Consider the following 26867-nt stretch of genomic DNA (forward strand, 5'->3'; position numbering starts at 1 on the left):
TCTCTCAGCTCATGATTAAACCGATTCTTGATGGCCCTAGCATCGATGTTGGAACGGGCGGCAACCGCCTCCCTGCCTCATCGATACCCACTCCGTTTCGTCGATTCCGTGAATGTTTATGCTCCTGATAGGGTTGTTCATACACGTTCACCGGAATATGCATTTTGTTCGATCTGCCTTTCAACCGTTTAGTAAGCCCCTCACATCTAGGAATGGTTACAGAAAAACCTCAGGATAGACGAGTTCGCCCTGGATGCGGCCAAGCGCGCCTTCCTGCAGCTCACACACCATGAAAACATCATCAGGCACAGCGAATTGCTTCAACTCCATACCAAAAGGGCGAGCAGGCTTAAATCCAAATTTCGGATAGTATTCCGGGTGCCCTATTAATAAGACCAAGGGATACCCGAGATTCTGACATCGTTTCAATCCTTCCTGCATTAAAAGTTTGCCGACGCCCTGCTTTTGATGCTTGGGACTGACCGCCAATGGTGCCAGCGCAATCACTTCATCCCGTCCCCCTTCGTTTACGACCTCGGCTTTGCTCAACAGAATATGGCCGATAATCTCCCCGTGCAGCTCTGCTACTACGGACAATTCGGGGATAAAGCCTGCGGAAACCCGGATGTTACTCACTAATAACGATTCGTCATCACGATCGCCAAAAGCATGGTAGAGTAGTTCGGCTACCTTTTCAGTGTCTTCCGGTTGTTCAGTTCGAATGTTTAGGTTTGTCATGCTGTCTCCTTTTCGTCATACATCATTTTTTATTTCTCAGCCCATCTGCTGTCGCATAAAACAACGGACGTCTCAATCTGCCGATCCGGTACGCTCCAGTACTGGCGCAGCAGCATTTCCTTCTCGGCGGAAGATACGCGCTGGAATCCGTTTTTTTCGTAGAAGGAAATCGCCCATACGGCAGCGGCCCATGTCCCGATCAGAACCGGACGGTCTGCGAGCGACATCAGATGATGTAGCAGTCTGGTGCCAATGCCTCCTTGGCGGTGGCTTGATCTTACATAAGCATGCCTGATAAGCGCCACGTCGCCCTTATTCTGGATTCCCATGACGCCGACGAGACGGCCATCTTCCTCATATCCCCAAAAAACAACCCCGTCCTCGATTTCGTGCCCCAGTTCATCCTCAGACATATAAGGCTCATGATAGCGGTCTTCCGGAATCACGCCCCGGTAAGCCTGTGAAGCGTCGTTAATGATATCAAATATCGCTTGAACATCCCGTGAATCGCATAATCGAATCATGACAGATCCCTCCCAGCTTAACCAAATTTAACAATGTTAAAATATAAGTTCACAATCATGATGCTCCCATACATCGAACAAATTGCCATCCGGGTCTTCGAGGACAAAGAACTTACCGTACTTGCCTTCATCGGCAATATTGCCGACCTGCACCTGCTCCGACTTCAAAACCGCGTGCAAAGATTCAATATCATTGGTGAAAAATGTAATCACCCATCGCTTCCGGTTATTCACTTCAAAGGTCGCTCTGGAATCATGATCGCTTTGAATCAGATCCAGAATCGGGCGGTTCTCGCGAAACAAGCTCAAATACCCTTCCCTCTTGTTCCGGACTTGAAAGCCGAAATGCTTCGTATACCAAGCCGCCGCCTGCTCTACGTCTTTCACCGGGATCACGTTGTATGCAATTCCCAAAATACGGCCTTCCGCCATGAAATCACTCTCCATCATAAAGAATATTATCGTAATCGGTAAGGTTAAGTAGCTGCTACAATATTCTAGATAATTATACCTTCATTTCCATATGCAGGGAATCATTCATCCGGCTGATTGTTTCGACAAAGCAAACGGGGTATAAAAAAAGAGCGGTCAAGCCGCTCTCATACCTGGATCGTTCTGAAGTCGTTCATTTTGTCAGGAATCGAGAGACAGCTTCGGCCGTTTGTTTTCACTTTGAAAGGCATCGCTTGCCAGATGTAACCCGGGCCACCTCTTGTCCGAATCGCTCACAGATCTCTTCACTGTCCATGCCTCTTTCCGAGCCTTCCATACGTAAAGAGAACGGCGTACCGGACACCTTCAGGTCACTGAAGCTTATGAATGATCTTTCCTTTTTATGTAATAAAACCCTGCGTCTCTTGCCTTATTCAATCGCAGCCTAAATCGAGAATCCTCTTCCCGCTCACATCGCCCAGCAGCTGCTTGATGATCGGTTTCTCGATCGTATCATTGGGATTCTCGCTCCCCTGCCTTCTATCCATATAACGCTTGAAAATCAAGGGATCATAATAAAATCCGGAATCGTTCTGTTTCATATAGCCCTCCCATCGTCAGATCTTTTGTGAGCATAGCCGGTAAACCATAAAACCAAGCGAAGCGCCAATGCCGTTTAGAATCACGTCATCGATGTCACCGATGCCTACCCGGAGTATGGTCTGCAGGAACTCCAGCACGATTACGGAAGCCGTGAACCATGTCAAAAACAGACTGTATCTTCTTAAGCCCGGGAACAGGAATGGAAGCAGTACTCCAAATGGCATAAAAACCCCGATGTTCCCAGCCAAATTAATGATCGTCGTTCCCAGGTTATCCGTGTTCAGATTAAAGATATAACCAAAAATCGTATTCAGCGGCACCAGATTAAATTGAAGCCCGATATGGGCCGCGCGGCCGAATCCCCGAAACATCCAGTATACTAAACAAACGCTATACCCAACGAATAACAGCCAGGCGAGAACTTTTAATGCTTGACGTTGTTTAGGCTGCAAAGGTACCTCCTGCTCATGTCATAATGATGAACCGTAAGCGGCTTTATTTGTTCCAATTCCGCAGCGGTTTCTCCAGCGCATATAAATCGTCGTCGATCTGAGCCATTTTTTCTGTGATGAATGCTCTTGCATCCTCGATCGCTTTGTTATAGATATACGGCCCGAGTTCGCTGATCATAAAGTCGATGAGCTGTTCCGCGCCCAGCTGCCCGATGCTTTCCGAACGCTCGTCTTCAAAATAACCTTGAACTCGGCTCGCGATTTCAAGTTTCTGTTCCTTTGGCAGTTTGATCGGTATCATATTCCGTAACCTCCAATTCGGTCCTTTGCGGACTCCATTTTTGTGAAATGAAAAACGGGCATTACCTGACCATATCCAAAATAGCTTCATGCAAAATCGGCCGCAGCTCCTTGACCTCGTGATCTCTGCCCAAATGTACGCCATTGGTCAAAAAGACGACGCTCAATTGGTGTGCTGGATCTATCCACAGACTTGTACCGGTATATCCCGTATGCCCGAAGCTGCCGGACGGCCAATGAGGACCGCAGGACATCATCGAATCCGGACCTTCATGAACCTGCCACCCGATGCCGCGCCCCTTGATAACCGACTTGGTGCAGGCATCAACCGACGCACGCGTCAACAAAGCGTGCTGCTCCGGAAATAGCCAGGCTCGCGCGTATCTGGAAAGATCATCCGCGGTTGAGAATAGACCCGCACTGCCTGCCACTCCCCCTAGACGATAGCAGGTTTCATCATGAACCTCGCCATGCAGGTACTTTTCGCCGTCCCACTCGGTGGGAGCAATCCGTTCACGCAGGCTGGCGGGTGGATTAAAGAAGCTGTCGGTCATGCCAAGCGGAGCAAAAATGGCTTCCTTCGCAACGATGTCCAGAGGTTTTTTCGTCAGCCGCGTAATGATCCAGCCGACAAGGACCATTCCGATATCGCTGTACGAAACACGTTCACCCGGGCTGAATTCCAGCTCCAGCGCGAATATTTCCTGAATATCAAGGCTCTTATAGCGCTCCCTGAAGTCCGGCAGTACCGAAGGCAGACCCGATATATGCCTTAAGCAATGCTCGATCGTGACTTCGGAGTGACGAAACTCCGGAATATATTGCTGAACCGGATCCTGCAGCGACAGCGTGCCGGACTGAACCAGCTGCATGATGGCCGGCAGCGTGACGACAACTTTGGTTAGCGAAGCGGCATCAAAGATCGTATCCAGCGAAGCGTTCCCGAAAGCCGACTGCCATTTCAGCTTGTTGCCCGCTTGGATATCAATAACGGCAGCCGGTATTTTCTTCGCTGCAACCCAGCCCTCGATTAAATGATGAATTTGTTCGATTCCTTTCATAACAGTCACCGCTTTCTATAATTGAATGCATGAAACAGGGATGTCAGCCTGACCGTTAATCCTTTTTCGCTAGCCCGACTACGCTGACAAGCATCCCGAGCAAGATCGTAATGAAGCTTAGGCTCGGCATGAGAAATTTGAAATCCGGTATGTCATTAAAAATGAATCCGAGTATGATCAGCTCCGCGCCAAAAAACATGAACTTTTTGCCGGTTAACCGCTCGCGATTGACGAATAGGACAATGATACCGATTACAATAACAAGTATAATCAACAAGCAGATGATTTGAAATCCCAATTCGGTTAAAGAGAATAAGTTAAACAAGGTATTCCGTGACTCCACAGCATCCCCCTCCTTTCAATTCTATCCGAATTATTCCATATATTATGCTTTTTGTATACGCTCTAGCGGTATCCCTACACAAATCTACTCAGACAAAAAAACATCCCTGATCATCAGAGGATGCTCCCTGCAAAGGTATGATATCATTTCAGTTCATGGTATACATCGGGATCGCATTCAGGTTTAATACCGAACCGCGTTCAATGAGCTTGGCTTCTATCAGCTCGGAAACCGGAAGCTGCTTAGGATCCCTCATCATCCGGAGCATGGCAAGCGCGCATTTTCTCCCCATTTCCTCGGTCGGCTGCTCCATGGTGGTTAATTGAGTCCAGTGCAAAGCGGCATGCTCCAGGTTATCAAACCCGATGACGGAAATCTGGCCGGGAACGTTCATCTGTTGCTGATGAAGCCACTCCAGTGCACCGACAGCGAGCAGATCATTCGCAGCGAACACTGCCGTCAGGCCCGGACATCTTTGGTACAGCTCTGCCATCGCAGTCCGCCCCTGCTCTATGGTTCTTCCTCCCTCAACCATCCCCATCATCTCAGGCATAAGTCCGTAAGCGGACATCGTATCCAAGTATCCCCGCTTCCGCTCCGACCCGGTAAAGGAGCTTGCTGGCATGGCGATAAATCCGATGCGCTGGTGCCCCCGTGTAATCAAGTGTCTTACGGCTGCCGAGGCCGCGTGATAATGATCGACATCGACGAAGGGAGCATTCAACCCTTCCGGCATCCTCCGCCGAAGAAAAACAACGGGCATCCGTAAATCGGATAACAGCGAAATCAGCTCTTCGTCGAGCACGTCCGGGGTCAGAATCAGGCCGTCGAACTGGCGGGAGACCGCATTCAGAATAAATTGTTTTTCTTTTGCCGGATCCCTGTGCGTACTGCCGTATACCACCTGATAGCCTTGATCTGAAAAGGATTTTTCCACAGAGGCTGCCAGCAGCGAGCAAATGGGATCGGAAATATCCGGAATCATGAGTCCGACCGTAAACGTTTTTTTCTGAATCAAACCTTTAGCAACGGCATTAGGCCGGTAATTCAAATGCTCGACGGCATCCATGACTTGGTTTTTCGTAATCGGACTGACATCCGGGTAATGATTCAGCGCCCGGGAAACGGTCGAAACGGATATGCCTAAGTATTTTGCCACATCTTTAATATTGGTCACGATGCTCTCCACTCCCATCTCAGATTGCCAAAAACGTTCCCGTTCATGTCTATCTCTATCTTATGGAATGAATGTTTTCGCAGCATCAATGGAAGGAAAAGTTTCTGTTAAGGAGCAAAAATTAAGCCAATGTTAAGAAATTTATGATAATAATATTAAGACTTGGTGATTACGATGGTTGGATAAGCTATGTATATGCAAGTTTCCTGTACCATAATCAGATAAAGATCAGATAAAGAGGTGTTCCTGGTATGCCCAGAGAAGCGATTCTGCTCGTTGATGACGAGAAAGAGATTATAGAGCTCATGGAAATCTATTTGAAAAACGAAGGCTACGTTCTTTACAGAGCCAGCAACGGACTTGAAGCACTCGATCGGCTGCAAAGCACGACGATTGATTTGATCATACTTGATGTCATGATGCCCCGAATGGACGGAATTCAGGCCTGCATGAAAATTCGGGAGAAGAACAATACGCCGATCATCATGTTATCTGCCAAGAGCCAGGATATCGACAAAATCTCGGGACTCAGCATCGGAGCAGACGACTATGTGGCCAAGCCTTTTAATCCGCTCGAATTAGTCGCCCGGGTCAAATCGCAGCTGCGCAGGTATAAGCAGTTAAATTACCGGGATCTTGCAGCTGAAGACGTGATTGCCATCGATGACCTGGTGATTAATACGGCAACCCACACGGTAACGGTAAGTGAGCAGGAGATCAAGCTGACCCCGCGGGAATTCGAAATTTTGAAGCTGCTTGCCGTTAATCAGGGAATCGTGCTGAGTATGGATAAAATATATCAGGAGGTGTGGAATGAGCCGTTCATGGAATCCAAAAATACGGTTATGGTTCATATCCGCAAGCTTCGTGAAAAAATAGAGAAGGATACCCAAAATCCCCAATTCATCAAAACGGTATGGGGAATCGGTTATAAAATGAAATCGGCGAAGGAGGTCTGACGGATCATGAACAACAAGCTCTATATCCCGCTCCGTTGGAAATTCCTCATTATCTTAACCCTGTGTACTGGACTCACGCTTCTGTTCGTGCTGCTCGGCCGGCTGTTCGTTACTTATGTAATCGTCCATCCTCCTTATAATCTGCCTTTTATCTGGATGATCAATCACATCGGTTCAACGCCCTTAAGCCTTGTGACCGCCATTGCTTTTTTTCTGTTTCTTTATATTATAGCCACCCGGCCTATTACCCGTTACGCCAAGGACATTTCCGCGGTGCTGCAGGATATGGCGGATGGGCAGCTGAATGCGTCGGCCAAGGTTCAATACGCGGATGAACTGGGTACCATTGCTACCCGGATCAACAGCTTATCCGGTCAAATCGATTCCTACCTGCAGGAAATCAATCATGGCCTGAGCGAAATCGCTAAAGGCCATTTCGATTATGATATCAGCGTCCGGGAAAATCATGAGTTGGGCAAGATTGCGGACAGCATTAATCTCATGAGCGCGCAGCTCAATCATTCCATCCAGGAAGAAAGAAATGCCGAAAAGACAAAAAACGATCTGATTACAGGCGTCTCCCATGATCTGCGAACCCCGCTGACCTCCATCCTCGGTTTTTTGGAAATCATCGACAAAGACCGTTATAAGGATGAGGTCGAGCTTCGATATTACATGAACATTGCCTACGATAAAGCGCTGAGCCTCAAAAAGCTGATCGACGATTTGTTTGAGTACACAAGAATCAACAACGGGATGCCGCTTCATCTCCGTCCTCTGGATATGAGCGATTTCTTAGGCCAGCTCGCCGATGAGTTCGTACCCAGCCTGGAGCGTGCAGGCATGACGATCCAAATCCACGCCCCCGAGCAGCCGCTGCAGATCCGGGCCGATGGTGACCAGCTTGTCCGTGCGTATGAGAATCTGTTGTCCAATGCCATCAAATACGGCAGCAAGGGCAAATATATCGATATATATATTCAAGAAACCGAAGATAGGCAAATTTCCGTTCAGATCTGCAATTACGGCGACCCGATCCCCAAAAGGGACCTTCCTTTTATTTTTGACCGGTTTTACCGCGTTGAGCAGTCCCGTTCCAAAGAGACCGGCGGCACAGGACTTGGACTTGCCATCACCAAGAGCATTATTGAGGTGCATGAGGGAAGGATTTCCGTGAACAGCGATTCCAACCAAACGGTTTTTGAGACCCGATTCCCTTCTGTTTCATCGAAATAAGAATCCAAACCTCCATTCATATGGAGGCTTTTTTGCGTTTATATCCTCTTTTCCTATATCTGAAAGCATGTTCCGATATTTTTAAGGGTTTGTTAAGGGTTTGAATAGACTTGCGTTAAGAAGTCTCCGGTAATCTTAGTAGCATCAAAACACTACATCACTCATTGATTTGCTTGTCCAGAAAGGAGCAAGGTTCTCAAATGGATGTCATGACCTCCAAGATCATCGCCTATAAAAAACCACTGCTGATCACGCTTATGCTGCTAATCTTCGGAATAGCCCTGTACGTGAGATTGGATTTTCTTATCTCGGTCAGCCACCACGTGTCCCACGACACCTTAAACTATGACAAAATGGTGCGTCAGCTGCTGGAAAAAGGGATCTATGCCTATAAGGATACCTCTCCGAACGCCCAAGTCACGCCGGGCTATCCCCTGTTTATGGCGGCTGTATATTCGATCGTCGATTATCATAAGCATGATCCGTTTCCGTATATCCGTTACATTCAGCTGCTGATCAGTCTCGTGACCTTATGGCTGATCTATAAGGTATCCAGGAAGGTTACCGGACAGGCGGTTTCCCTCATCGTCCTGTTCATATGCAGCGTATATCCGCCTTTCATTTGGAGCAACGGTGCGGTGCTGACGGAGACGCTTGCCACCTTTTTCCTCCTGCTGTACATCTACGTCCAGCTGCATGCGTTTGAGAAAAAGACAAGCTCAAGCGCCCTGGTTGCAGGAGCTTTCATGGGACTGCTGGTGCTCACCCGGTCCGAGTTTCTCATCCTGATCGTGCCGGTCTACGCTTTTCATTTTTTCTGGAAAAAAGAGCGGAAGCTAACGCTGCGGCTGCTGCTATTCACCTGCATCGGGACGGGAATGGTGCTTTCACCATGGGTGATCCGGAATGTCGTCTCGCTGCATCAGGTGGTCATCGCTTCGACGCAGGTCAATCCGTTCCAGGCCGGAACATATCCGGACAAAAATTATGACGACGGCTTGGTTGACCGCCATGGCAAAACCCAGATGGAAGTGGCGAAGGAACGGCTTAAGATCGGCTTTACCGAGCACACCTGGCAGTTCACCAAATGGTACACCGTCGGCAAATTAAAATACATTTATGCCAACATGTATTTTGGCAGCGGCCATCATCCGCTGTATCCCGTTTTGCCCAGTCCGCTGGGCAGCATGCTGCATCTGGTACTCGTTTATTTCTGCCCTGCCGCCTTGTTGGCGCTCATCCGCAAATGGCGGCAGCCCGTAACGCTGCTTACATTGATTCTGATTGTCATGACGTTAACGAGGCTCGCCTTCGTACCGGAATACCGCTACAACTATACCGCGATGCCGCTCATCATCATGATGGACACCGTCGCCGGCATGGCCATGCTCCGCTGGATATGGCTGAAAATAACACAGAAAAATTCAAACAGTTCCATGAAAGGAGCGACAAAAAATGCTGAATATTCCGGGGAGTAACCCCCCATCCTTCAACATCCTTGTCATTGTTCCAGCCTACAACGAAGCCGACGGCATAGCCCATGTCGTAGAACAGTTGCGTCACGCCACCCCGTACGCCGATGTGCTCGTGATTAATGACGGGTCCACCGATGCGACCAGCCGTGTCGCCAAACAAGCCGGAGCCAAAGTGATTGATCTGACCTGTAATCTGGGTATCGGAGGGGCCGTGCAGACAGGTTACCGCTACGCGGCCGAGCATCATTACGATTATGCCGTACAAATCGACGGAGACGGCCAGCATAATCCGCAGGATTTAAGCCGCCTGCTGACTGCGATAAGGGATGCTCCGCTCGATATGGTTGTCGGTTCGCGCTTTATTACGAAGGCAGGCTTCCAATCGACCTTCGCGCGCAAAATCGGCATCGATCTGTTATCCAACCTTCTCAGCCGTCTGACGGGACAGAAGATTACGGATCCCACCTCGGGTTACCGCTTATGCGGCAGAAGAGCCATTTCCTTGTTTGCCCGTGAATACCCGACCGACTATCCCGAAGTCGAAGCGCTGATGCTCCTGTATAACCATGAGCTTGCATTTGCCGAAGTCCCGGTCGTCATGAACGAGCGCCTGGGCGGCGTATCCAGCATCTCGGCTATGAAGTCCGTTTATTATATGAGCAAAGTCATTCTCTCCGTCCTGCTCATGAAGACCCAGAAAAAGAGAGCGTGGGAAAACCGTTATGAATCTTAATATTTACTTGCTCAGCTTTTGCATCAGCCTTGGCTTTGCCGGAACGATCCTATACTTAATCCGCAAGCGCAAGTTAAGGGAGCAGTATGCACTGCTCTGGCTCGTGTTAAGCGCGATCATGATGATTTTGTCGCTCTTTCCTTCGCTGTTGAACGAAGTTGCGGCTCAGATTCATATTTTCTACGCGCCTTCGCTTCTCTATCTGCTGAGCGTGGTAGCCATGCTGTTTATTCTGCTGCATTTAACGATGGCCGTTTCCTCGCTCACATCCCGCGTGGTTGTGCTCACCCAGACCTTGGGGCTACAGGAACAGCGCATCCAAAAGCTAGAAGCGCAGGTTGCAACCAGTCAACGTCAAACACCGGCAAAAAATGACGCATCCTTGGAGGTGTTCGGCTCGTGATGGCTTACTTCATGCTGTTTCTTAATATAATGCTGCTCGTCTGTGGTCAAATCGTCTGGAAAATGGGCTTGCAGGCGCAAGGAGGCTTACATTTCAGCAGCCTGTTATCCGTCGTTTTTTCCCCGCTGATTCTATTAGGCATTGCACTATATGCTATCGCGACAGGGTTATGGTTCGTCGTTTTATCCCGGTTGCCCTTAAGCCTGGCCTATCCCATTCAGAGCGCGGCTTACGCCCTCGGCATATGGGCGGCATGGTACATCTTTGGAGAATCCGTTCCGCTGAACCGCTGGATCGGAGCAGGCGTGATTGTTGTTGGTGCAGTTATTATTGCCGTGAAGTAAGTAAGGATCGCCCTGAAGTTTTAGCAAATTTTCAGAGAAAAAAAAGATAAGGAGTTTTACAATTTCATGAAGTTAAAAACAGCTGTTCTACTCACATTCATTCTGATGGCTCCGATTCAAGCGGAATTACGGGCAAATGCCGAGTCTGCCCCGGACAAGCAAGAACTTAATGTTACAACCGGGAAGACCGTTATCTATTTAAACAGCAGCGAGTGGCTCTATAACGGCATTTCTTATACACTCAGCCGCAATACCCTTGTCAAAGGGGGCGTCACATATGTCAGCCTACGCTCCGTATCCGAACGTCTGGGATACAGCATCAGCTACCATGCCCCGACGAAAGAAACACGGGTAAGCGGCAGCGGAATTGAAGCGGCTTATCGGATCCAATCGAAGACGTATCAAGTCAATGGCGTTTCGCAAGTCATGAAGGGCGCCGCCTACTCGGATCGCGGCGTACTGATGATTCCGTTAACCTCGCTAACCGCTGCCTTTCATATTCCATATAAGCTAGAGGGAAATCAAATCATTCTGAACCCATCGTCTTCGGGGTCGGTTTCACCTCCTCCCGTACATAACAATGAGGCGCCGAAAGCCTATTTTACGACAGACAAGGATCAATACCGGATTGGAGAGCCGGTTATCGTCACCGATCAGAGCACCGACGATGAAGATGCTATCGTGGACCGCAAGTGGGAGAACCATGAACCTGCCTTTTTCGAGCCCGGCGTCGTTGAGATCAAGCTGCAGGTGACCGATCAGCATGGCTTATCCTCTGAATACAGCAAACGAATCGAAATTACGTCTGATATTCTGTACACGAAGGACGAGTATGCGAAGCGGTTCACGCCTGTCGGAAATACGTTTGACCTCAACGGCAAGGCCGTCTTGTCTTATCAGGCACTGCCCTATCGATACACGACAGAGCCTTATGTTTTATTCCGGGCAAGCGGACCGGAAACGGTCAATTCGGAAGGCATCCTGTATCAGGATACAATTTCCGGTCCAACCCGGTTTATGATCCATCATAAAAATAACCTGACCACGAAAGCCAGGTTCTACCTGATCGCTCATAACAACAATGACGCCGCTGCCTCCATCCAGATCGAAAGCGAGGGAATGGCCGGGCCGACGCCTTATCCGGAATTGTCCGGAAGACTGGCAGGTGCAAGGTACTGGGAATCATCCATTACTGGCAATGATCAGCGCAATTTGCAGCTGGCCGCCGGTGAAAGCATGATCCTGTTTGATAAATTGAACGCTACTGCCGCCTCGCCCGGTGATGTCTTGTCCATGAATGCCGATCTGACCAGCGATGCGCCGATTCAATATACGATGCTGATGGTTCAAGCGGATCAGGATCCACTCCTGGCGATGCCCTCCCTGCCCGATCTGGATCCCCGTGAATCTATTGTTCGCGGAACCTTTGCCGATTCGACCCGGGTATTTCAATACGACGGAATCGTCGGGAAGAAGGCGGAACGCCTGCCTCTCACAGATAACACGACCGATCCTTTTCAAGAAGGCATGGACGGGCTGCAAAATCGCGTAGCGATCAATTCGGGGAATTACGGGGTGGTTTACAAAATCATATTGAACCATGTCGCCCCGGATACGGTGATTGCCTTTAATCCCCGCGGCGGCAGATACTTCGGGTCTGCAAGGGTGAACCAGCAGGTTGTGGACATCAAGCATAGCAGCGATACGCAAAATACCGCCACCGTACTGTACCGAACCCAAAGCCAAGAGGAAAAGGTGGAGATCTGGCTATCCCCTGCAGCCGGAAGCAACCTTCCGTTTTCGTTATTATTCCTGCCCTTATCCGATGAACCAAAATAAAGGAAATCCCAGAATCCAGACCTCCCCAAACACAAACAGGCCCGGCAATAAGCCGGGCCATTCCTTATTCGCTACTTCAGCCTGCTGATTAGGCACCAAATCGCTTTAAACCGCCCAGCTTATAAATGCTTGCGGTAGCCTTCGACCTGTTCCTCCCTGTAGCCAAGCTTTTCATAAAATACATGGGCCTCTTTGCGCTTCTCGCCGGATACCAAGATGATATAGGCACAGCCACGGTCGATTGCGATCTTTTCGATTTCGGCCATCAATTTTTTGCCGATGCCTTGCCTGCGGATACGATCCGAGACGATCACATTCTCGATGACCATGAATGGCTTACATCTGCCGACGAGATCCAGGCAAATAATTCCCATAACGGAGCCTGCCAGCTCTCCTTCATGGAACGCGCCTAGCACATGGTAGTTACCGAGCGCTTCCGCCGCCTCGAATACATCGTTCATACGGGTTTCATCGGTGGGAATTCCCATCAATTCCTCATACAGACGGCTTAGCGCCGACAGATCTTCTCTGGTGATTGGTTTAATGTTCATCCTGTGTTTCCTGCTTTCTTTTGAATTTTAACGTTGATTCCTTCCACTCTTCCGCTTTCAATCCATATATAACCCGGTCAATAAATCCGCCGTTCAGAAACTCGTAGTCCCGAATGATTCCTTCCTGTTTAAAACCTAATTTTTCAGGGATCGCACGGCTTCTTGTATTCATGGTTGCAGCTCCGATTTCAATTTTATTCATGTTCAGCTCATCAAAAGCATAATGAATCAACGCCGTAACCGACGCTGTGATCAATCCTTGACCCTCGTATGCTTTTCCCAGCCAATATCCGATTTCGGTCTTTCGGTTGTCTTGGTCGAAATACAGAAAACCAATGGAACCCGCTAAATTACCATCAGACCAGATCCCCAGCCAATATCCTTCGTTCTTCGCGTATCCCCATCGTGTTCTTGTTATGAATGCTTGAGAATCCTCCACGCGCGGGGTCATACTTGGAAACTTTAGCCATTTGCCGATATATTCCCGGTTTTGATCGATCAAAGCGTACAATTCGGCCGCATCTCTACTGTTCATTAAGGATAGATAGGTCCGATCATTGACGTCGTATTTGAACATCACGTTCCGCCCCTTTGCCTTTATTTTCAGCAATCATCTTCAGCTGCCGGTTGCGATGCTCCAAAAAGCGCGTCATGTAGGTCTTTAACACGATCCTTTCGGCGATCCAGCCCAGGAATCCAAGCGGTGCTTCAAAAATCAGCCGATCTCGCATCAGCGTTTTGCCATGGACGTCTTCAAAAGCATGTTCATGCCGCATACTCTTAAAAGCCCCTTTAACCATGACATCCACAAAATAGGACGGCCGTTTATAATCGACCACTTTGGAGGTCAGCTTCTGCCGGATGAAAAAATGGGTCGCTTCAAACGTCACCACTTCGCCTTCGCCGATCCGGCCTGCTACCGTTCCCCTGACGGCTTTTTCTTTGGTATGTTTCCAAACCGTTTGGGTATGTACGGTCATATCCCTGGCCAAATCAAAACAAGCCTCGACCGGGATATCGATGAGAATTTCAGTCGTCACGATCACCAAGCCGAATCCCTCCGTTCACTTTCCAATAGACATACGGTCCATATGAAATAAAACCCACCTTTGCTAACGGCTAGGGTGAGTTTACTTTTATATTTTAGCTTGATTGCCAAACATCAACAAGCGTTTATTCACTTGGGATATACTCCTACTTGGTCCTTAGCAGATCACGGATTTCCTCCAGCGTGTTTTGCATATGATCCATTTTTCTAAGCGCGGAATATTGATTGCCAATTAGTCCGTATATTCCAATAATCATAACAATGATTAATAAAAAAATCATGGATCTTTATTTCCCTCCCTGAGCACCGGAATATGTTAGCGTCAAATGCTCTTCCTTCCCATCCTGCCTGATTGTCAGCTGATATACCTTGTCTTCATAATCACTCAAGTCGATCAGCTGTTTGTTATACTCGGTCGACACCTGAAAGCTTCTTACGCCCTGCAGCGGCTGGGGATACTGGCTTGAAGCCTCTCTTCCATCACCCTTAAGGACATATTCGATCGGTTTCATCCCGGAAACGGCGGGATCCAGGTTCTGAATGTACAGTGAATCAAAATACGTTTCTCCGCCATCCAAGATCGTATACGTTGCCGCCCATGAGCTTCCAATCGCATAGTAAACGAACAAATCTTTCGCTTTAGTCTCATGCGTTGATGTACTGCAGCCCATCATGACAACAGTTAACAACAGCATCAGACCGCCTGTTTTTCTCACAATCGATTCACCTGCCGGCATTAATTTACGAAGCTATGAATCCCTTTTTCAATCTTTTACAGATTTTTCTTGCAGTCTCTCGTGTGTTGTCTCCTTCCAAGCTTTCACTCTCCATAGAACCCCAGTATGCATTTAAAGCATCTTCTGGTTTTATGCGAAATTTTGATGCCTTCCCTTGAATCGATGATGAGAACTTTGCGACCGATCCAAATTCTTAAATAAATGGACTTTAGCTTCATCAATTTGACGATTCCTCTGATTTCGGTCTCTGTACCATCCGGATGCTCCACCTCGGTGCGAATAAACCATCGGTTTCCATAGCCGATTTCAATATATTTCTTGAGACTTTCTCTTGATTGAATGTTCAACGCCTCATCTCGTGGCTCCATCAACCCGCCCGGTAGTCCCCAGGTATTGTCATGGCAAGTCTGGATTTTGGGAATCCGACACCGGTCTTTCGAAAATGATCTCATAATATTCCGGCTTCCCATGGCTGTTGTAATTCGTCGGCAGCACTTGAACCAGTCTCCAGCCTTGCTTGGCATACTCCATAATCGTTTCCTGATGTGTAGCTTCCGTAAAAAATCCGCCCAATGACGTGTCGACAAAAATATATTCGTACATCGGAATCCCTCCCATGCTTTAATAAGTTTTCTCGTCGTTCTTGGCTGTTGCAACGTTAGCGAATCAAGTTAAGCTTTTGGTCAAATACAGCGCAACGTCATCATTGACCACCAGGGGATCACCATACCGGAGATATTTGTGTCCGTGCCCATCGTAGATTCCCTGTCCATCCGGGACGTATCCGCGCTTGGCGTATAAAATCTGGGCATGCCCGTAATCCGAAAATAAACCGACACCAATCCCTGCGACAGCAGAACGCTCCTTGATGACTTCCTCCGCTCGATTCATCAGCATGGAACCGATTCCCTGCCGACGGTACTTAAGGAGAACGTTAAAATCGTTGATTTCCGGTATTCCCTGGTCTTGAAAGAATGGATAGTGGGAATGCCATAAAACGTTGACATAACCAGCAAATTGATGATCCTCTTCGGCCACCAAAGAAACCCGTGTACCCTGTTTTTGCTCTTCCAGATATCGAAGGTATAATTCAACAGGCTTATCCCACCCTTGTTCTGTAAAGGCTTGGGAGATGATGATCGGGTCTCGTTCATCTAGCGCTCTAATATGTATATTCATGTTTTCACACTCTCTTTACATGGTATTGGGGTGGCTGCTTCTCCCCGGAAATAAAATGTTCGCGTGTTTTCTGTAGAAATCTGATGTCCCGTTCATGGATAAAACGGCTTGTATAATCAGACGGTTGGTCCTGCTCCAGCAGCGGCAAGGCTTCATCGAAAGCTACCCATCTCAGAACAAAGCCGTCTTCGCGCTCTTCATCTGTAAACGCCGGACTTCCTGACTCTTGAACGGTATGCGCCAGAAAGCAATAAGAGATTTGCAGCAGGCTCTGCTCCCCGCGGTATTCACTAATCATTCCGATATCGGCTAGAGTCTCTATTTCAACTCCGACCTCTTCCATCGTCTCCCGAACCAATGCTTCACTTACGTTTTCCCCCTGCTCGATGCCTCCGCCCGGCAGCTTGTGGACATGTTTCTTGGCAACGTATAACAAAGCGATCTCATGTTTTGGATTCAAAATCACTGCCCGTGCTGCTTTACGAATCCGATATTCATGCGGAGGTACGACATGATCAAATCCAAAGTCGGCATCCGTGATTTCAGCTATCATTTCCATGCTTCGTTCGTCTTCTCCCGCTTCATTCATTTTCGCTGTACCACAAAAGTTAGGCAATCACTTTGAAGCAGCACCAGGCGGCCATTTCTTTTGATTGTAAACTCCAAAGGCTTTAAAGTCGTAAATATCAGCTCCCAGTCCGCATAGGCTTTGGACAAGCAAGCCTGCGCCTGGATTGTCGTCATGTTCACTTCCATGTAAGTCTCTAATTCCTCACTGGTGACCGGATCCACCTCATGTACATTCGTACTCATGATGATGCAGTGAACGCCATGCGGCTTCGTCCCGCGAACCATTCGTTCGAGAACCTGTTCGAGCTTCCTTTCTGATTCTACGTGCTCCAGCGCCGAAACGGCAACGATATAATCAAAAGCATTTTCAGCTATCTCATATTCCCCTATATCGCTCACATGCGCTTCAATATATTCGCCAACCCCATGCGTCTCACTGTAGCCTTCTAATTTCGTGATGGCGGATTCGAGCAGATCCACGCAGACAACCTTTCCTTTTCGGCCTTGCAGCTTACCCGCTATTGGAATGCTGTTCCGGCCGACTCCGCAGCCCAGATCCAGAACAGACAGACTTTCCCTGGAATCCAAGACTGCGAGCGTATCCATAACCGTTCGAACCGGCTTATAGAGCCATGATCCTGCTTCAAACAGACGATACTGATCATAGCAAGCTTCATGGTATTTCCGTTCTTCCTCTCTTATTTTCACGATACGTTTGTCCACATGGATGCTCCTTTCTGCAGTGCCTCCCTAGGTGCGACGCGAAATGGCCTGGCATGATATCGTTAACCTATGCCATCCTAAGCCGGATCGCTTGATCATCTGTCATACTTCACCATGAAAATAGTACGGAGACATGCTGTGGATGCGGTCAGGCGTAATTTTGAGCTGATCCGTCAAATAAGGCATGTACGCATTAACCGTCTCCAGATCGATCCATGCCGCTTCCAATATATCCTCGTCCGGATCGCAAATATGGATTTCCCCGCCCGTGATATTCGCCAAAAACGTAAAGATAATGGCATGATGCCCTCTCTTCGTAAACATGGCCTCTCTGACCGAATAAAGCTGCCCGATTTCGATCTCAAGGCCGGTTTCTTCCCTGGCTTCACGTTTCGCGGCGATCTCCAGCGTCTCCCCTTCTTCGACGGCACCTCCCGGAAGGCTCCAGTACCAGGAGTCCTCCTCTTTGTTTTTAACCATCAATATATGCTCACAGGCAGCATCAAAAATCAGCGCACACGCGACGTTAACTCTTTTGTACAAATATAACACCTCCTGTCAGACCATCGATCCCTTAATCCTTTGCTTCAAATCCTTCTGGGGTCTTTAACTGTATCTCGGATATCTTCAAGAACCTTCAAAATTTCCTGGTCATTCTTCAGTTTCTTTTTCATCGTAGTGTCGATATTGGCTACCGAAAGCAAAATAAACAGCATGAATATGAACATCACAACAACATACATGGTCATTCCTCCCTCGGTATATACTTTTGTTATCCCACCGTTCCGTTCTTTTGACGTGGCTACAAAAGGCCATTTCCCTTCATCATTTTCGATGCTTTTTGAAGGATGTTTTGGATGAACGGAGCCTTGGCTTCGGTATACTTGGCTCGGTCGTTCGGATACAGCTTCGCCATGTTTTTCTTCAGATGAAGATATTCCTCTACCGCATCCGGGTGAGTCAACAGATAATTTCGGAAGAGAAGCTGCTGATTCCAATGCTCACCATGAAAAGCATACATATGCAGATGATGCGTCCCTGCGCGCCATTGACCACGGCGAAAAAATCTTCTTTCCGGAAAATGGGCATGCTCGACATATTCGTAACCGATTTCGGCTAACCGCTCGATATGGAATGGCTTTAATTCCTCCAAGTCCCTGACTCCGGCCATCATATCGATGATGGGCTTTGCCCCGAGTCCGGGAACCGAAGTGCTTCCGATATGCTCCATCCCAAGCAGGATGTCTTGCAAAGCCTGCGTGATTTTCGTTTTTTCTTGTTCATACTCCGCAGCCCACCCGGGGTTATATTCCGCTATGTTGACTTGTTCCATCGAGTTAGAGCCTCCATTTTTTCATCCTGTCGTGAGGACGTTATTTCCCATGGGTTTCGGTAGAATTTACAAGCCAGTTACGATCATTCTCACCAACGAAAAGACAAATAACAAAGCTAATACAACCAAACATGCAATCTTGGAATATTTTATCAGCTTATCGCTTTGAAATGTTTTATTAAGCAAAAAGAAGAATCCGACAACCCATACTCCGTCTTGAAAAAAGGGTACCAGGATATTACGAAGCATGGTGACACAAAAATATACGTATTGCATGCTCTATCCCCCACTGTCCGATGAACTTATTTACAAAGCCAGCTCATCCATCAGCCTTTTCGCTGCTATGAATCTTTCACCTTCGAACTCCATCCGGTAAATGTCCGGCTTCGAGGTTTGCAGCAAGAAATCGAGCCCGTATCTGTCATCAAAATATCCCATCATAAGCGTCATGACGATGCCATGCGTGCCGATCGCGATTTTTTGCCCTGCATAGGTGTTTAAAATCTCTTTCAACACCGCGACGGAACGTTTCTGGCACATCGCATTCGATTCGTCTCCCGGCAGCGGGAGTTCAGGCTCCATAAACATGCGATCCAGATAGGAATACAGCTCGTGATCAGGGGTTATGTTCTCCTCGCTAGCAAACACCCTTTCTTTTAAGCCTTCATATATGATGACTTCTTTACCTACGTCCCGGGCAGCTCCTTCAATAGTTAACACCGCCCGTGTATAAGGACTTGAAACGAACGTCTGCACACCCTCCGCTCTCAATATGTTGGATACTCGTGCCGTATCCGCGAGCCCTTTCTCCGTCAACCCTCGCGTTCTCTCATTGCCTTCCGTTTTAGGAGATTCCCCATGCCGGACCATGTATATGTAAGTTTTCATCATTACCTCCGTGTTATGACAGTGTTGTTCTCACAAACGCCGCTCTTTCCTCGTTTCTGTTCGTAAATAGATCTTTTCCCCTGATGATCAACTGCGGGCATCGCCCCTCTTCAAGAACGAACACAACCTCGATGCTTAACGCTTCCAAATAGTACGTATTTTCCCGTCTGCGCTTACACCGCAGTTCTCGTGAAATCTTTAAACCGGGTTCCTTGATACGTCAACTCCCCTTCATCGCCGACGACCAGCAGCCCATAAACTTTGTCCGGTATGTATAATTCGAAGCGCCTGTGTTCTTCGGTTTCAAAAGTGACATAATAATGTGTGGTCGCGCTCGAATCACCGGAGCCTCCACTGACTTCCGTTCTTTTATCAACAATCTTGCATTTTTGCGTGATAACCTCGGCTCTATTATTCGAAACCCACATGCGTAATCCTTTGATGATGACATAGGAAAAGCCCCCGACGACAATGACAAGCAAAATACCAAAAAACAATTTGATCAATAAAGGAACCTCGCTCAAGAAGTCCCAAAATCCATAAGGTTCACCAAAATGATTCAAGACCTTCTCCTCCTGAACTAAAAATATGAAAATAGACTCTGTAGCAGTTTCGCTAAACCTGGCAAACAGGTTCTTACCATCCGTCACTAGGTATCCGCTTGATATCCTTATTAAACCAATGAATATATCCGCAGCGGTGGCAAATCAGAATATTTGCCGACCGGTTGGCAAAATCAAGATTCAGAAAACTAAGCAGAGCCGTATTTAATTGAGCAAACCCATGGTCGAATTGATCATGACGGCAGTGAACGCATATCACTTGAATGCCATTGACCTGATAGGGGCCGGGACCTGCGGAAGCCTTGATTTTTTTGGCGAATCGCTTGAACAAGCCTTTTTTTTCGTATGACATCCAATTGAACCTCCTTGCATGATGAATCATTCTTACATCCATGTGAACAAACTCATAGATCAGCTTTTTCTGTCCAACTGGATTTCCAATTCACTGTTTTTAACGATCAAATGCTCCTTATCCACTTCCACAGTATAAGGCTTTCCGTCAAGCATGATTTCATGTTTGGAATTCCAGTGATAGGAAACCTTGACGGCAGAATTCGGCAGTTTCCCGGTTCCATCGGCTGCTGGGTCATCCGTAAACAATATGAACTCATTCTCCGTTACATCCCACGCTTGATATTCAACCAGCTCAAACTGCTTTCCCACCACTTGTGATACCTGCTTCGGGATCCATGTTCCCATGATCAAGCTTTTGGATGAGGAGCAGCCTGCTATGGAAACCGTGCACAACAAGATAATAATCAGGAATATCATGCTTCTTTTCAAAGGTGTTCTTCACCTCTTCTTCTTTTTTTCAGCGGGAGGATTCCAGGCAAATCCATTCTTTCTGCGTGGGTAATCATCACCTGCTAGCTCCATACCATCACTCAGATCTGGTTCGATTCATCTTCCTTATCGTATTTATCCCCGATAATCAATAAAGCTATGGATGTTCCCTTTATTCATCCTCATTACGCGAACATGATCCTACACTTCGTGCTTTTCAAAAATAGCAAAGCCCAGCCATCGAATGGATCTTTAGCCGGGCTTCGAAAAATGGCTTGCGATGTTAGGATACTCTTCCATTCTATAACAAATCCCAAATTTAGGATACATGTTTGGGAATTTTATCCGGTTCCCAGTGGATTTGAAAAAAGCCTATTTACAAACAGAACATGGCGGGTTATTATGAGTTCAGCAAACCGATCTAAATAATTAGATCGAATAATTTATGTGGATCATGCTGAGAAAATAGATCGGATAAAAATATAGAACGGAGTTGTCTTCGATGGAAAAAGATGAAAGTCAGGCGATTGAAATTTCTGTGGAACAGGCCAAATTACTCGGCAGCGCTCAGCGTATTAAAATTATCGGAGCTTTAGTCGACACGGCGAAAACCTCCAAGCAAGTAGCGGATGAAGTGGGTGAATCCCCCGGCAGCACCCATTATCATATTCAGAAGCTGTATAACGGAGGCTTAATCGATTTGGTGGAGACCCGGACCGTTGGCGGTATCGTAGAGAAATATTATAAATCCAAAGCGAAATGGTTTAATACCCAGGGAACGCAGTTAATTGATCCCGTGCTTGCAGAGGATTTCAATGCGGCCTCTCGTACAAAAATGAGCTTAAGATTGAATTTGTCTCCAGAGGAGCATGAACATATGACAGCCGAATTCAAGGCATTACTGGAGAAATGGGTGGGCATCACTTCCCAATCCAGAGCGAAGAATTCGCAGGAATATGCGATTGGTATTAACGTGATTTCAACGAAAAGCTCAAAATAGAAGGCGGCCTTCGGGCCCTCTTCAGTCTGGATGTAAAAATAATCAGGGAATGGATGTGCTTGATCATATGGAGATTTTTAAAAATCGAAATTTTTCGTTATTGTTTATCGGCCGCATTCTGACGAATATCGGCGACAGCTTATACGCCGTGGCTGCCATGTGGCTCGTGTATAGTCTTGGGGGTTCAACGCTCTATACAGGTATCGCCGGATTCTTATCAATCCTCCCCCGAATCATACAGCTGTTCTCTGGACCTATGATCGATCGCATTCCCCTTCGCGGCCTGCTGGTCTATACCCAATTATTTCAAGCATTGCTGCTGCTGATCGTCCCGATCTCGCATTACTTTCACTTCTTGACCGTTGGGCTTGTGCTGGCCATTACGCCAATACTAACGACGATCAATATGTGGTTTTATCCCGCCCAAATGTCCGCACTCCCCAAAATTCTCGATAAAAAACAGCTCACGCAGGGCAACTCCCTCTTCTCTATCGCTTATCAAGGTATCGACGTGGCCTGCAATGCCGTCTCGGGGGCCCTCATCGTCGTGCTGGGCGCAGTGTCCTTGTACTTATGGAACTCTTTAGGATTCTTCATCGGAGCTCTTTTGTTTACGCAGCTCCGCCTTAAAACTCCAATCATAAATACACCTAACAACGATAATTCAACATCTAAATCAACATCTTCACAGCAACACAATCCCATGAAGAACTATTTCAAGGATATGAAAGAAGGACTTCGATTCATCTTTGCTACGCCTCTTTCAAGAATTCAACTCGGAATTATTGTCGTTAATGCGGCGGGCGGTGCTACCTTTACGGTAATGCCGGCTTTCGCCAACAGTCTTGGGGGTGCCGGCGTCTACGGCATTTTACTGATGGCTCAGGCCTGCGGAAGCTTGCTGGGAGCGGTGCTGGCACCTTATATGCGAATAGAGCGGCTTCGCCTCGGATATATGTTCGCTGCAGCTTTTGTGCTATCCGGCGCCGCTTGGTCCCTCAGTGTTTTTAGCCATTGGACCTGGCTTGTTGTGTTGGTATACGGCCTGGCATGGTTTCCCGGGGGAGTCACGAACGTGATCATCAATACCGTAATCCAAAAAGCCGTTCCTGAACGGAGCTTGGGCACCGTATTTGCCGCCGCTTCCGGACTTAGCGGGATTGCCATGCCGCTGGGGAGCTTGATTGGCGGTGCTCTGGGTCTTATCGCAGCAAGCTCATCTGTCATTGCAATCTGTGGAATCACGGTGCTGGGTGTAGGCATTTACTGGATGCTGGATCCTGTATCCCGGAGGCTGCCTTCGTCTAACGAGGTGGATGAATCGTGGTTTACTCCGCCTATGCGTGTGCGGTCGGGGAATTATTCACTCGATAATTTAGGGTCATAAGATTTTGCGGATACGCAGCATGCATGACCTCTTCGATGTAGTTTATTCCATCACGGATGATCTCGATTAGTTACTTCATCTAAAATTACCACCAAAGTTACGAGTACCCTTGTCTCGTTTTCCTTGAAACAAGATCTCCCCGTCTCTTTCAGACTTCAGGTCGAATGTGAGTCTGTAGCTCTTGAGGAATAACTCATCTTCCCCTCCATGTTAGATGAACGAGCCGTGAATTCGTCTATTCTCTGCTCGTTTTTTCATCGTTTATTTCTAAATTCAAAAATGATTCTTAGTACTCCGATGACAAAGAAGCAGATGCCTGCAAAGATTCCAAAATACATGGAAGTATAAGCAAAAGCCGGAACTTCCCCATCCCCAACCGGACCTACTTTAGGCTGATCTAATGACCATAGCCGGTAGGAGGCTAAACCAATAATAAATAAAGAAATAATGATGGTCACGATTCCTCTTTTCAATGTAAGTCTACACACCCTTCCGTATAATTGAATCTAATTATCAAGGCTGATTTTCAGCTTTTATTTGACGCCACATACGTTATTTTTTTGCAAATATGACCGGTCCCAACCGTTCATCCTCATCATATCCACCGCAATGGGTTACGGAATAAATCGTTCCGTTCATATCTTCTTCTTTCATCATGTCTTTACAAACATAAGTTATCTTTTTATTTACACTGTTGCTATCTCTTGTATAATCTACTGTCCAATGAATTTCCGTTCCGTTCGTAGTGAGATTATATATAACGGGTCCGCTGTCGATCGTTGGTGTGATGAGCATCAGATGGTCGCCTTGCTGATTTTTGAATCTTTCATACAATGAATTCATTCTTTTCAGATCCGATTGATCAAAATTCGTTAAAATCCCCTTCTGCATGTAACTGCTTTTCATTTCTGAATTCATGCGAACGGAATAAACCAAACCTCCGATCAAAACAAGAACAATCACCGTAAGGATCCACACCCATTTATTCATCGGTTCTCCTTTAATTCATGATCTCAGCTCCTAAATTCGCACAAATCCAATTCGCCGATTTATGATTGTTTTTTCTTACGAGTCAATTTTCATACTGAGGATTGCATGAACCTCCTTCCTATTTCGCACTCCCGCCTCCTATAGCACGTAAGGCGATATCCTGAATGATTCGTTATACTATGCCGTCTCGTTTCTGAAGCAGAGTTCTGTCTCTCCAGCTCCTCAGCTCCATTGTCTCTTTAGCGCCTGAATCGCACCAATATGCAAACCTTCATGAAAAATTGTCCGGATCAATACCTGCTCGAGGGTATGCATTCCCATTTCAGTCGGAGCAAAGTCCTCCTCCAACCGATCCTGATACTTCTCCTGAATCACGCATGGCTGCTGCTGCAACAACGGAATGAGCTGAGAAAAGGTCGGGGTATCCTCCGTGAATGAAGCAGGGCTGGTTCCGTAACCGAACCATTCATGATATGTCATAGGTACAGGCAGTTCTTCTTTCGTAAGAGCCTGAATCCATAGATACTGATCTACATACATATGCCCCAGATTCCAACGGACATTATTGTGAAAACCGCGAGGTATGATCTCGGCCTGTTCCTCCGATATTTCAGCAACGATTTCCAACAACTCACGACGGTATGTATGCAACTGCTCAAATAAAACTTGATGCCTTCTCTTCATTTGGACACCTCACCTAATTAGTCTGTTTAGTCAAAATGAACGAAAACCCACTTACCATTCTGATGCTAAGGATGGGTTTCGTTCCTACCTCGTTACAATCAGCTCATTCTTTATCCCGTATAATCTCCTTCATTTCTCTGATTTCTTCCAGAATCTCTTCCATGACTTTATGACTCTTTGAATTTTCAATGCCTAGCTTAATGACGAAGACCCCAAGCAATAAATAAACCACTAACATAATGACAATTCCCAACATGAACACACCTTTCTGAGCCTACACATCGTCTCGTTCTACCTTAAGACGTAACGACCACCGACATACATTGGGCCTGATAAATGCTTTTTCATAAGCTCATTTGATATTTGGAGCGCTTGATCCCGGGTTGTCGCCGGCCCTGCAAACATTAAGCCATCACGGCCGTCCCACCTAACGATTTGGGAGCCATTCTCAGGTATGTTGTCCCGCATCCTCTGAAACGTAACAGAACTGAAATCAGCATTGGCGAACAAGGCACCGTAGTTATACACCCTCGGAAGCACAACCCCTGAAACTGTTTCCTCGAAATAGGGATATATGATGGGCCCCACCCATTCTTATCGAAATAGATCGTGGTCTTCCGGCTATCTTCGGGAACGGGGATCGTATCATGCGCGAACGTAATTGTCCCTTCAAATATTCGTAATCCGTTCCATTTTCTAGACCATGAACCTTTGATGCTTACCGTTTCCGGATTTACATGATTACGGTTTTCAGTTCCAAGCTGGTAGTTAACGCCTTGGATGGTCACGTCGATCGGACGTCCAATCATATTCCATACGAAATACCCCAGCACAATAACGATGATCAGAATAAACAACGTCATGACCATATTTTTTGATTTATTCAGGTTCGGAAACAATCCATTCTCACGCCCTTTTGGTTAACGAACTTCACGTCTAGATCTATGTTTATTAATCACTTTTTCGTCCCAAACCTGAACTTCGATATATCTTTCCGGCCCCTGGCTCCCGTCCTCATTCCATTCCTGCGGCCAGCCAAATTGTTTAATAACATTCATGATTTCGTGCAAGGTGTATACCTGCTCTCTATATGGCTTCCCATCCTTAAATCTCATCGTCGGAAAAAGATCACCGTAAGTAAAGCTTAGGGTGTCAGGTTTGAATTCATGAATATGTATGTTTATTTCTTTCCCCTCGGCATACCATGTTTTGAGCCATTCGCAGCGTCCTAGAGTCATGTAATGGGGGAACATCGTTTTTGGCTTTCCGCCTTTTTGCATGAAATCATTTCGGGCTTTGGCCTCTAATTCCAAGCGAATGCGCAGATAATCATCAGACCGTCTGCTTGCAAACATATTCTCCTCCGTTTTCAGCGCATCCATGATGGACTGAGCTTCTTTCAATGTCAACGAAGACAAGTTTTTAAAGGGACCTTTGTTAGCTTCGTAATAATGGTACAAATATAAATTCTCCATGCAATCCCCCCATCACTTTCCATCTTTCCTACCTTTTTCAGTCGTATACCACCGCTCAACTATAGGGAAAGCAAGGCCGCACATGATGCAGGGTACATTGAAAAAGTAAGACCAATGGAACGCTTTGTTGAATAAAGAAACTAACGCAAACCCTGTGATGATTCCAATGAATCCTTGAAGGATGATGGAAAAATAGAAGCTTCTCCTGTTTCTCGTCTTCAGTAGAGAATCAACGAAATAAGTGAATGGTATCACCAATACGACATTATAGATGCCAAGAATTATCGAAAGCGCCGCTAACAAACCAGCAAATGCAAGGATCTGACCGTTCAAAAGG

At 47.1% G+C, this 26867-nt stretch carries 39 protein-coding genes; 9 read left to right on the top strand and 30 right to left on the bottom strand.

The annotated features are described in order from the left end of the window. Nucleotides 1–216 precede the first annotated feature (216 nt). The 9 genes from PCH05_RS10670 to PCH05_RS10705 all read right to left on the bottom strand — a co-directional run bounded on the left by PCH05_RS10670 (nt 217) and on the right by PCH05_RS10705 (nt 5648). Complete coding sequence (locus PCH05_RS10670) at nt 217–738, bottom strand: GNAT family N-acetyltransferase (protein WP_127602358.1); 522 nt, start codon at nt 736–738, stop codon at nt 217–219. Between the two features lie 29 nt (nt 739–767). Further along, nucleotides 768–1262 (bottom strand): GNAT family N-acetyltransferase, encoded by a 495-nt coding sequence (locus PCH05_RS10675; RefSeq protein ID WP_127602359.1) that lies wholly within the window; start codon nt 1260–1262, stop codon nt 768–770. 36 nt (nt 1263–1298) lie between these two features. Further along, nucleotides 1299–1694: a VOC family protein gene (locus PCH05_RS10680; RefSeq protein ID WP_127602360.1), complete on the bottom strand. Its 396-nt coding sequence runs from the start codon at nt 1692–1694 to the stop codon at nt 1299–1301. 434 nt (nt 1695–2128) lie between these two features. Next, nucleotides 2129–2296: a hypothetical protein gene (locus tag PCH05_RS27240; protein ID WP_164766617.1), complete on the bottom strand. Its 168-nt coding sequence runs from the start codon at nt 2294–2296 to the stop codon at nt 2129–2131. A gap of 15 nt (nt 2297–2311) precedes the next feature. Further along, nucleotides 2312–2749 carry a VanZ family protein gene (locus PCH05_RS10685; RefSeq protein ID WP_127602361.1) on the bottom strand — a complete coding sequence of 146 codons (438 nt, stop codon included), beginning with the start codon at nt 2747–2749 and terminating at the stop codon, nt 2312–2314. A gap of 43 nt (nt 2750–2792) precedes the next feature. After that, on the bottom strand, nt 2793–3050 hold the full coding sequence (locus tag PCH05_RS10690; protein ID WP_127602362.1) for a DUF2164 domain-containing protein: 258 nt from the start codon (nt 3048–3050) through the stop codon (nt 2793–2795). Between the two features lie 61 nt (nt 3051–3111). Next, nucleotides 3112–4110: a serine hydrolase domain-containing protein gene (locus tag PCH05_RS10695; RefSeq protein WP_127602363.1), complete on the bottom strand. Its 999-nt coding sequence runs from the start codon at nt 4108–4110 to the stop codon at nt 3112–3114. 55 nt (nt 4111–4165) lie between these two features. Next, nucleotides 4166–4453: a hypothetical protein gene (locus PCH05_RS10700; RefSeq protein ID WP_127602364.1), complete on the bottom strand. Its 288-nt coding sequence runs from the start codon at nt 4451–4453 to the stop codon at nt 4166–4168. Nucleotides 4454–4601: 148 nt separating this feature from the next. Further along, nucleotides 4602–5648 carry a LacI family DNA-binding transcriptional regulator gene (locus PCH05_RS10705; RefSeq protein WP_127602365.1) on the bottom strand — a complete coding sequence of 349 codons (1047 nt, stop codon included), beginning with the start codon at nt 5646–5648 and terminating at the stop codon, nt 4602–4604. Nucleotides 5649–5881: 233 nt separating this feature from the next. On the opposite strand from PCH05_RS10705, the gene PCH05_RS10710 reads away from it, so the two are divergent. The 7 genes from PCH05_RS10710 (at nt 5882) to PCH05_RS10740 (ending at nt 12619) form a co-directional block, all read left to right on the top strand. Next, nucleotides 5882–6589, top strand: a complete 708-nt coding sequence (locus PCH05_RS10710; RefSeq protein WP_127602366.1) for a response regulator transcription factor — start codon at nt 5882–5884, stop codon at nt 6587–6589. A gap of 6 nt (nt 6590–6595) precedes the next feature. Next, nucleotides 6596–7825 carry a sensor histidine kinase gene (locus tag PCH05_RS10715; RefSeq protein WP_127602367.1) on the top strand — a complete coding sequence of 410 codons (1230 nt, stop codon included), beginning with the start codon at nt 6596–6598 and terminating at the stop codon, nt 7823–7825. A 200-nt stretch (nt 7826–8025) separates the two neighbouring features. Continuing rightward, on the top strand, nt 8026–9303 hold the full coding sequence (locus PCH05_RS10720) for an ArnT family glycosyltransferase (protein WP_246049461.1): 1278 nt from the start codon (nt 8026–8028) through the stop codon (nt 9301–9303). Next, complete coding sequence (locus tag PCH05_RS10725; RefSeq protein WP_127602368.1) at nt 9281–10033, top strand: glycosyltransferase family 2 protein; 753 nt, start codon at nt 9281–9283, stop codon at nt 10031–10033. The genes PCH05_RS10720 and PCH05_RS10725 overlap by 23 nt, the downstream gene beginning before the upstream one ends. Further along, nucleotides 10023–10436 (top strand): DUF2304 domain-containing protein, encoded by a 414-nt coding sequence (locus tag PCH05_RS10730; RefSeq protein WP_127602369.1) that lies wholly within the window; start codon nt 10023–10025, stop codon nt 10434–10436. The genes PCH05_RS10725 and PCH05_RS10730 overlap by 11 nt, the downstream gene beginning before the upstream one ends. Beyond that, complete coding sequence (locus tag PCH05_RS10735; RefSeq protein WP_127602412.1) at nt 10436–10780, top strand: DMT family transporter; 345 nt, start codon at nt 10436–10438, stop codon at nt 10778–10780. Before PCH05_RS10730 ends, PCH05_RS10735 begins: the two co-directional genes overlap by 1 nt. A gap of 66 nt (nt 10781–10846) precedes the next feature. Next, nucleotides 10847–12619, top strand: a complete 1773-nt coding sequence (locus PCH05_RS10740; RefSeq protein WP_127602370.1) for a stalk domain-containing protein — start codon at nt 10847–10849, stop codon at nt 12617–12619. 119 nt (nt 12620–12738) lie between these two features. Here the strand turns inward: PCH05_RS10740 and PCH05_RS10745 are convergent, their stop codons facing one another. The 16 genes from PCH05_RS10745 to PCH05_RS10815 form a co-directional block, all read right to left on the bottom strand. Next, complete coding sequence (locus PCH05_RS10745; RefSeq protein ID WP_127602371.1) at nt 12739–13170, bottom strand: GNAT family N-acetyltransferase; 432 nt, start codon at nt 13168–13170, stop codon at nt 12739–12741. Continuing rightward, nucleotides 13160–13747 carry a GNAT family N-acetyltransferase gene (locus PCH05_RS10750; RefSeq protein ID WP_127602372.1) on the bottom strand — a complete coding sequence of 196 codons (588 nt, stop codon included), beginning with the start codon at nt 13745–13747 and terminating at the stop codon, nt 13160–13162. Before PCH05_RS10750 ends, PCH05_RS10745 begins: the two co-directional genes overlap by 11 nt. After that, nucleotides 13725–14216: an SRPBCC family protein gene (locus PCH05_RS10755; protein WP_307719528.1), complete on the bottom strand. Its 492-nt coding sequence runs from the start codon at nt 14214–14216 to the stop codon at nt 13725–13727. Before PCH05_RS10755 ends, PCH05_RS10750 begins: the two co-directional genes overlap by 23 nt. Nucleotides 14217–14505: 289 nt before the next feature. Beyond that, nucleotides 14506–14934, bottom strand: coding sequence for a hypothetical protein (locus tag PCH05_RS10760; RefSeq protein WP_127602374.1), 429 nt, complete (start codon nt 14932–14934; stop codon nt 14506–14508). Between the two features lie 104 nt (nt 14935–15038). After that, complete coding sequence (locus PCH05_RS10765; RefSeq protein WP_127602375.1) at nt 15039–15323, bottom strand: DUF3977 family protein; 285 nt, start codon at nt 15321–15323, stop codon at nt 15039–15041. Nucleotides 15324–15351: 28 nt separating this feature from the next. Further along, complete coding sequence (locus PCH05_RS10770; RefSeq protein WP_127602376.1) at nt 15352–15558, bottom strand: DUF4177 domain-containing protein; 207 nt, start codon at nt 15556–15558, stop codon at nt 15352–15354. A 63-nt stretch (nt 15559–15621) separates the two neighbouring features. Further along, nucleotides 15622–16134: a GNAT family N-acetyltransferase gene (locus tag PCH05_RS10775; protein WP_127602377.1), complete on the bottom strand. Its 513-nt coding sequence runs from the start codon at nt 16132–16134 to the stop codon at nt 15622–15624. Between the two features lie 4 nt (nt 16135–16138). Then, nucleotides 16139–16693, bottom strand: coding sequence for an NUDIX domain-containing protein (locus tag PCH05_RS10780; protein WP_127602378.1), 555 nt, complete (start codon nt 16691–16693; stop codon nt 16139–16141). Between the two features lie 26 nt (nt 16694–16719). Continuing rightward, the gene (locus PCH05_RS10785) at nt 16720–17427 is read right to left on the bottom strand and encodes a class I SAM-dependent methyltransferase (RefSeq protein WP_127602379.1); all 708 of its coding nucleotides are present in this window, start codon (nt 17425–17427) and stop codon (nt 16720–16722) included. A 102-nt stretch (nt 17428–17529) separates the two neighbouring features. After that, entirely contained in the window at nt 17530–17970 is a 441-nt protein-coding gene (locus tag PCH05_RS10790) for an NUDIX hydrolase (protein WP_127602380.1), read from the bottom strand. A gap of 44 nt (nt 17971–18014) precedes the next feature. Beyond that, nucleotides 18015–18170: a hypothetical protein gene (locus tag PCH05_RS27245; protein ID WP_164766618.1), complete on the bottom strand. Its 156-nt coding sequence runs from the start codon at nt 18168–18170 to the stop codon at nt 18015–18017. A gap of 59 nt (nt 18171–18229) precedes the next feature. Continuing rightward, on the bottom strand, nt 18230–18760 hold the full coding sequence (locus PCH05_RS10795) for a GrpB family protein (protein WP_127602381.1): 531 nt from the start codon (nt 18758–18760) through the stop codon (nt 18230–18232). Between the two features lie 306 nt (nt 18761–19066). Continuing rightward, nucleotides 19067–19648, bottom strand: coding sequence for a histidine phosphatase family protein (locus PCH05_RS10800; protein ID WP_127602382.1), 582 nt, complete (start codon nt 19646–19648; stop codon nt 19067–19069). Between the two features lie 173 nt (nt 19649–19821). After that, a complete protein-coding gene (locus PCH05_RS10805; RefSeq protein ID WP_127602413.1) occupies nt 19822–20211 on the bottom strand; it encodes a DUF2500 domain-containing protein in 390 nt (129 codons plus the stop codon). Between the two features lie 73 nt (nt 20212–20284). After that, the gene (locus PCH05_RS10810) at nt 20285–20563 is read right to left on the bottom strand and encodes a hypothetical protein (protein ID WP_127602383.1); all 279 of its coding nucleotides are present in this window, start codon (nt 20561–20563) and stop codon (nt 20285–20287) included. Nucleotides 20564–20622: 59 nt separating this feature from the next. After that, entirely contained in the window at nt 20623–20910 is a 288-nt protein-coding gene (locus PCH05_RS10815; protein ID WP_127602384.1) for a hypothetical protein, read from the bottom strand. A 586-nt stretch (nt 20911–21496) separates the two neighbouring features. On the opposite strand from PCH05_RS10815, the gene PCH05_RS10820 reads away from it, so the two are divergent. Together PCH05_RS10820 and PCH05_RS10825 are read left to right on the top strand one after the other, a co-directional pair. Beyond that, on the top strand, nt 21497–21994 hold the full coding sequence (locus PCH05_RS10820; RefSeq protein WP_127602385.1) for a winged helix-turn-helix domain-containing protein: 498 nt from the start codon (nt 21497–21499) through the stop codon (nt 21992–21994). A gap of 67 nt (nt 21995–22061) precedes the next feature. Continuing rightward, the gene (locus PCH05_RS10825) at nt 22062–23381 is read left to right on the top strand and encodes an MFS transporter (protein ID WP_127602386.1); all 1320 of its coding nucleotides are present in this window, start codon (nt 22062–22064) and stop codon (nt 23379–23381) included. Between the two features lie 254 nt (nt 23382–23635). Here PCH05_RS10825 and PCH05_RS10830 read toward each other — a convergent pair whose 3' ends face one another. From PCH05_RS10830 to PCH05_RS27550, 5 genes are all read right to left on the bottom strand, one after another. After that, nucleotides 23636–23839: a hypothetical protein gene (locus PCH05_RS10830; RefSeq protein ID WP_127602387.1), complete on the bottom strand. Its 204-nt coding sequence runs from the start codon at nt 23837–23839 to the stop codon at nt 23636–23638. Between the two features lie 94 nt (nt 23840–23933). Further along, entirely contained in the window at nt 23934–24371 is a 438-nt protein-coding gene (locus PCH05_RS10835; RefSeq protein ID WP_127602388.1) for a DUF4362 domain-containing protein, read from the bottom strand. Nucleotides 24372–24593: 222 nt separating this feature from the next. Continuing rightward, nucleotides 24594–25055: a DinB family protein gene (locus PCH05_RS10840; RefSeq protein ID WP_127602389.1), complete on the bottom strand. Its 462-nt coding sequence runs from the start codon at nt 25053–25055 to the stop codon at nt 24594–24596. A 920-nt stretch (nt 25056–25975) separates the two neighbouring features. After that, nucleotides 25976–26530 (bottom strand): hypothetical protein, encoded by a 555-nt coding sequence (locus PCH05_RS10845; protein ID WP_127602390.1) that lies wholly within the window; start codon nt 26528–26530, stop codon nt 25976–25978. 12 nt (nt 26531–26542) lie between these two features. Further along, a partial coding sequence (locus PCH05_RS27550) for a hypothetical protein (RefSeq protein ID WP_218030520.1) occupies nt 26543–26867 on the bottom strand: 325 nt, incomplete at its 5' end.

Source organism: Paenibacillus chibensis, assembly GCF_004001045.1.
Taxonomy (GTDB): Bacteria; Bacillota; Bacilli; order Paenibacillales; family Paenibacillaceae; genus Paenibacillus_AQ; species Paenibacillus_AQ chibensis.